Raw genomic sequence first — 5,040 nt, forward strand, 5'->3', positions numbered from 1 at the left:
GGGGGGGCGGGGCGGCCCGGGCCCCCCCCGCCCCTTTCCCTCCGCCCCCCGCCCGCCCGCGGGGGGGGGGGGGGGGGGCCCCCCCCCCCGGGGGGGGGGGGGGGCCCCCCCCCCCCCCCCCCCGCGGCCGTGATCGCAGGAGAGTGGAGCACATGCCCGGACCCGACTTCCGCACCTCGTTCGAGCCCGGTGACCCTGCGCCGCTGCCGACCGTGCGCCGGGCGCCGCTGGTCGCTCGCGTGGGCGACGGCCCGGCGTCGGGCGCCACGCACAAGCGGCGCGCGGGGTTCACCGGCCTGCACGCCCTGGGCTTCGCGGGGCTCAAGGACGGCCCCGGGACCGCGACGCACGTGCTCTTCCGGGACCTGGGGATCGAGGTGGGGCCGCGCACGCGGCTGAGCTACGTCGTGCTGCCCGACCTGCGCGGCGACCTGCGGTACCCGTCCACGTACGTGGCTCTGGACCTGGCGTTCACCGACGGCACGTACCTCTCCGACCTGCGGGCCGTCGACGCCCACGGCACCGGCGCCTCCGCGCGCGCCCAGGGCGAGGGCAAGATCCTGTACGCCGACCAGTGGAACTCCGTGCGGATCGACGTCGGCTCCGTCGCCGCGGGCCGCACGGTCGACGCCGTCCTGCTGCGCTGCGATCCGCCCGACGACCTGGCGGACGGCGCGTTCTCCGGCTGGCTCGACGACGTCGCCCTGGTCGCGGAGCCCGCGGGGCCGCCCGGGCCCGATCTCGTCGACCTCGTCGACACCCGCCGCGGCACGATGTCGAGCGGACAGTTCTCCCGGGGCAACAACGCGCCCGCCACCGCGGTGCCGCACGGGTTCACGCTCTGGGTGCCGATGACCGACGCGGGCTCGCGGCGCTGGCTGTACGAGTACCACCGGGCCAACGACCCGCAGAACCGCCCGGTGCTGCAGGGGTTCGGCGTCTCGCACCAGCCCAGCCCGTGGATGGGTGACCGCAACCAGCTCGTCGTGCAGCCGGCGACCGGTCCGGGCGCCCCGACGGGCGACCTCGCCGCGCGCGGCCTGCCGTTCGACCGCGCGGACGAGACCGCCCGCCCCGACCTGTACGCCGTGACCCTCGCGGACGGCACCACGCTCGCCGCCACGCCCACCGACCACGGCGGCCTGCTGCGGTTCGGCTTCCCGCCGGGGGTGCCCGGGCACGTGCTGCTCGACACGGTCACCACGTCCATCGGGGAGGCCCGCCTCGCGGTGGACCTCGACGGCACCGTGACGGGATGGGTCGACGACGGCAGCCCGCTGTCCGTGGGCCGCACCCGCATGTTCGTGGCCGGCAGCTTCGACCGGGCGCCCGTCGCCGTCGGTGCCGCCCGCGGCGACCGGCAGCACGCGCGGTACGCGAGCTTCGACACCTCGGACGACGACGGCGCCGTCGTGGAGCTCCGGCTCGCGACGTCGTACCTCGGCCTCGACCAGGCGCGGCGCGCCCTGGACCAGGAGCTTGCCGGCCGGTCGTTCCCCGAGGTCCAGGAGGCCGCGCGGGCGCTCTGGGAGGAGCGGCTCCGTGTCGTCGAGGTGGTCGGGGCCACCGACGACCAGCGCGTCACGCTGTACTCGAACCTCTACCGCCTGCACCTCTACCCGACGTCGCACACCGAGAACGCCGGCACGCTCGAGGCGCCCGTGCCGCGGTACGCCAGCCCGGTCGCGCCGCCCGTCGGGCCCAGCAGCGACACGGTCACCGGGGCCTCCGTCGCCGACGGCCGGATGATGGTCAACCACGGGTTCTGGGACACCTACCGCACCGCCTGGCCGGCGCTCGCGCTCCTGCACCCGCAGCTCACGGCCAGCCTCGCCGACGGGTTCGTGCAGCAGTACCGCGACGGGGGCTGGATCTCGCGCTGGTCGTCCCCGGGCTACGCCGACCTCATGACCGGCACCAGCTCCGACGTCGCGTTCGCGGACGCCTACCTCAAGGGCGCGCTGCCCGCCGACGTCGCCCTCGACGCCTACGACGCCGCCCTGAAGAACGCCACCGTCGCGCCCCCGCACGACGCCGTGGGCCGCAAGGGGCTGGAGTCGTCGACCTTCCTCGGCTACACGCCCGCCACCACGCACGAGTCGGTGTCCTGGGGGCTGGAGGGATGCCTCAACGACTTCGGCGTCGGCACGATGGCGGCGGCGCTCGCGGAGGACCCGGCGACACCCGACGCGCGCCGCGCCGACCTGCGCGAGGAGTCGGCCTACCTGCTGGACCGGGCCGGCCAGTACGGGGCGCTGTTCGACCCGGAGGTCCGGTTCTTCCGCGCGCGCGGCGCGGACGGCGCGTTCACCCCCGCCGCCCACCGCTTCGACCCGGACGACTGGGGCGGGCCCTTCACCGAGACCAACGCCTGGAACTTCGCGTTCCACGCGCCGCACGACCCCCGAGGGCTCGCGAACCTGTACGGCGGTCCGGGGGGCCTGGAGGCGCGGCTCGACGAGTTCTTCGCCCGCCCCGAGGACGGCACGCACGTGGGCGGGTACGGCCAGGTCATCCACGAGATGACCGAGGCCCGCGACGTGCGCCTCGGCATGTGGGGCGTGAGCAACCAGCCGTCGCACCACGTGCCGTGGCTCTACACCGCGGTGGGCGCGCCGTGGAAGGCGCACCGGATCCTGCGCGAGGCGCTGCGCCGACTCTTCGTGGGCAGCGAGATCGGCCAGGGCTACCCCGGCGACGAGGACAACGGCGAGATGTCGGCGTGGTGGCTCTTCGCCGCGCTCGGCCTCTACCCGCTGCAGGTCGGCTCGCCGCGCTACGCCGTCGGGTCGCCCCTGTTCGACCAGGTCACCGTGCACCGGCCCGACGGCGACCTCGTGGTCCGGACGGTGGGGAACTCCATCGAGAACGTCTACGTGCAGTCCCTGACCGTGGACGGCGAGCCGCGCCAGGCGGCCTGGCTGGCACACGCGGACCTGGTCGGCGGCGCCACGATCGAGCTCGTCATGGGCCCCGAGCCATCGGCCTGGGGCACCGGTCCGGACGCCGCGCCACCGTCGCTCACCCGCGGTGACGCGCCTCCCGCCCCTCTGGTGGACGTGACCGGGGTCGGCACGGTCGTCGTCGACGACGGCGGGACGCCCGCGGACGGCGGGCCCCTGGTCGACGACACCTCGGCGACCGTGTCGACTTTCGCCACCCGCACGCCCGTCGTCACGTGGACGGCGGACGACGGGCGGCCGGTCGTCGCGCGGTACACGCTCACCTCGGGCGACGGCGCGGCGCCGGCCGCCTGGCGCCTGGAAGGGTCGGACGACGGCGAGGCCTGGACGGTGCTCGACGAGCGGCGGGGCGAGACGTTCCGCTGGGCCCGGCAGACCCGGCCGTTCGGCGTCGCGCGCCCGCGTGCCTGCGCGCGCCTTCGCCTGGTCGTCACGGAGACGGCCGGCGACGGGCCGCTGACGCTCGCCCAGCTCGAGCTGCTTGCCTGAGAACGACGACGCCCCCCGGGCCGGCACGGAGCCGGCCCGGGGGGCGTCGTCAGCAGGTCTCGTCAGCAGGTTTCGTCAGCGGAAGCCGTCACTGCGCCTTGACGGTGTCCTGCACGTACGCGAACCACTGCTCCACGAACTGGTCCTCGGTGAGCTTGCCGTACTGCATCTCCTCGGAGAGACGGGCCATCTCGGCCTCGATCTCGCCGTAGCCCTCGACCGGCACCGGCGCGGGCTCGGTGACGTCGTCGGCGTTGGCGTCCTCGTAGCCGATGAGGCGGGAGTCGGGAGAGCCGTCCTCCAGCTTCATCGCGTCCTTCTGGGCGTCCGTCGCCGGCACCCCCTTGGAGGTACCGAAGATCTCGCCGACCTGCGGGTCGTTGGTCATGAAGTCGATGAACGCGGCCGCCGCGTCCGGGTGCGAGGAGCTGGCCGACGCCGAGAGCATGACGCCGGAGTGCCAGTACATCTTCTTGCCGTCGTCACCCGTAGGGATGGGCATGAGGTCGAGGTCGTCGCTGCCGAGCTCGGCCACGTAGTTGGGCATCAGCGTGTCCCAGTTGGCCTCGGCCACGACCTCGCTCGAGTTCAGGCCGGTCTTGGGCTCGAGCTGCGCCGCGCGCTGCGGGGGGAAGAACGCCTTGGACTCGCGCAGCGGTGCCCACAGGTCGGCCCAGGCCTGCACGTCCTCCTGGGTGAAGGCGATCTGGCCGTCGTCGGTGAACGGGGCCTTGCCCTGCTGCACCAGCCACTGCTGGAACCACGGGCTGTTCCCCGTCATGTCGCCGATGGGGTACACCTGCGGGTCGTGCTTCGCGCCGGCCTCGGCGACGTCGCCGAACCAGGCGACCAGGTCGTCCCAGGTGTAGCCCTCGGCCGGGGGCTCCATGCCGAGCTCCTTGAGGAGCTTCGTGTTGTAGATGATCGACTGGGTGTTGAGGCTGACCGGGACGGCGTACGTCGTGCCCTCGATCTGGCCCGACGCGAGCGCGGTGTCGTCGACGCCGTCGACGTCGAGGTTGACGCCCACCTGGCCGTCCAGCTCCGCGAGCTGGCCCGTGGCGCCGTACTGACGTACGTAGCCCGCGTCCATCTGGACGACGTCGGGCAGGGCGCTGCCCGCGGCCTCGGTGGAGCGCGCCGTCCAGTAGTCGTCCCAGGACTGGAACTGCGTCTGGATGGTGATGTTCGGGTACTTCTCCTCGAAGGCGTCGATCGCCTTCTCGTACCGCGCGGCGCGGTCGTCGTTGCCCCACCAGGCGAACGACAGCGTGATGTCGTCGTCCGTGGAGACCTTGGCGGCCGGGCCGGCGTCGGCCCCGCCGTTGCCGCAGGCGGCGGTCAGGCCGACCGTGACGGCGATGGCGGCGACGGCGCCGGAGAGTCGTGCGAGCTTCATGGTTCCTCCGTCCCGCAGCTCTGCGGGGGTCGGGCCCGGGCGGTCGTTCCGCCGCGGGCTGGTTCGGTGGGTGGTGCAGGAGCAGCGGCGGACGTCAGCCCTTGAGGCCTTGGGTGGCGACGCCGTCGACGATGTAGCGCTGGAAGAGGATGAAGAAGATCATCACGGGTAGCAGGGCGAGGACGGCCA

At 74.0% G+C, this 5,040-nt stretch carries 2 protein-coding genes and 1 pseudogene; 1 reads left to right on the top strand and 2 read right to left on the bottom strand.

What is annotated here, in order from left to right; all coding sequences use genetic code 11:
- Positions 1 to 152: 152 nt before the first annotated feature.
- Positions 153 to 3,452 (top strand): GH92 family glycosyl hydrolase, encoded by a 3,300-nt coding sequence (locus ACFQ8T_RS21625; RefSeq protein WP_430548509.1) that lies wholly within the window; start codon positions 153 to 155, stop codon positions 3,450 to 3,452.
- Between the two features lie 88 nt (positions 3,453 to 3,540).
- Here ACFQ8T_RS21625 and ACFQ8T_RS21630 read toward each other — a convergent pair whose 3' ends face one another.
- Positions 3,541 to 4,851 carry an ABC transporter substrate-binding protein gene (locus tag ACFQ8T_RS21630; RefSeq protein ID WP_430548510.1) on the bottom strand — a complete coding sequence of 437 codons (1,311 nt, stop codon included), beginning with the start codon at positions 4,849 to 4,851 and terminating at the stop codon, positions 3,541 to 3,543.
- 94 nt (positions 4,852 to 4,945) lie between these two features.
- Positions 4,946 to 5,040: pseudogene (locus ACFQ8T_RS21635) on the bottom strand (carbohydrate ABC transporter permease); the annotation flags it as partial.

It is taken from the genome of Isoptericola sp. NPDC056618 (genome assembly GCF_042792715.1).
Classification (GTDB): domain Bacteria; phylum Actinomycetota; class Actinomycetes; order Actinomycetales; family Cellulomonadaceae; genus Isoptericola; species Isoptericola nanjingensis.

Coding starts and splice junctions, on each gene's coding strand:
- ACFQ8T_RS21625 (WP_430548509.1), top strand. CDS start 153: ATGCCCGGACCCGACTTCCGCACCTCGTTCGAGCCCGGTGACCCTGCG.
- ACFQ8T_RS21630 (WP_430548510.1), bottom strand. CDS start 4,851: ATGAAGCTCGCACGACTCTCCGGCGCCGTCGCCGCCATCGCCGTCACG.